Source organism: Planobispora rosea (genome assembly GCF_014648175.1).
GTDB classification, from domain to species: Bacteria; Actinomycetota; Actinomycetes; order Streptosporangiales; family Streptosporangiaceae; genus Planobispora; species Planobispora rosea.
In genome coordinates, this window is the sequence record NZ_BMQP01000135.1 from 1 (window position 1) to 963 (window position 963).

At 67.3% G+C, this 963-nt stretch carries 1 protein-coding gene; it reads left to right on the forward strand.

The window, feature by feature from the left end; genetic code table 11:
• On the forward strand, nucleotides 1-963 hold a 963-nt coding region (locus IEZ08_RS39090), incomplete at both ends, for an RNA polymerDNA-directed RNA polymerase subunit B (RefSeq protein ID WP_506330652.1).

Here is a 963-nt window from a genome sequence, read left to right on the forward strand (position 1 = left end):
AATCCCAAGCGTTACGACCTGGCGAAGGTCGGCCGCTACAAGATCAACAAGAAGCTCGGGACCGGCACGGACATCAACGTCACCGTCCTGACCGAGGACGACATCGTCGCGATGGTCGAGTACCTGGTCCGGTTGCACGCCGGTGAACCCTCGACGGGCGATGTCCTCGTCGAGGCCGACGACATCGACCACTTCGGCAACCGCCGCATCCGTACCGTCGGCGAGCTCATCCAGAACCAGGTCCGTCTGGGCCTGGCCCGGATGGAGCGCGTGGTGCGCGAGCGGATGACCACCCAGGACGTCGAGGCGATCACGCCGCAGACCCTGATCAACATCCGCCCGGTCGTGGCGTCGATCAAGGAGTTCTTCGGCACCTCCCAGCTGTCGCAGTTCATGGACCAGACCAACCCGCTGGCCGGCCTGACGCACAAGCGGCGGTTGAACGCGCTGGGTCCGGGCGGTCTGTCCCGTGAGCGGGCCGGCATGGAGGTACGTGACGTGCACCCCTCGCACTACGGCCGGATGTGCCCGATCGAGACGCCGGAAGGCCCGAACATCGGCCTCATCGGCTACCTCGCGTGCTTCGGCCGGGTCAACTCCTTCGGCTTCGTGGAGACCCCGTACCGGAAGGTCGTCGAGGGCCGGGTCACCGACCAGGTCGACTACCTCACCGCCGACGAGGAGGACCGGTACGTCATCGCCCAGGCGAACTCCGTACTGACGGAGGACGGCCGGTTCGCGGAGAGCCGGGTGCTCGTACGGCGTAAGGGCGGGGAGTTCGAGCACGTCCGCTCGGGTGAGGTCGACTACATGGACGTGTCGGCGCGGCAGATGGTCTCGGTCGCGACCGCGATGATCCCGTTCCTGGAGCACGACGACGCCAACCGGGCGCTGATGGGTGCGAACATGCAGCGGCAGTCGGTGCCGCTGCTCAAGAGCGAGGCGCCGCTGGTGGGCACCGGC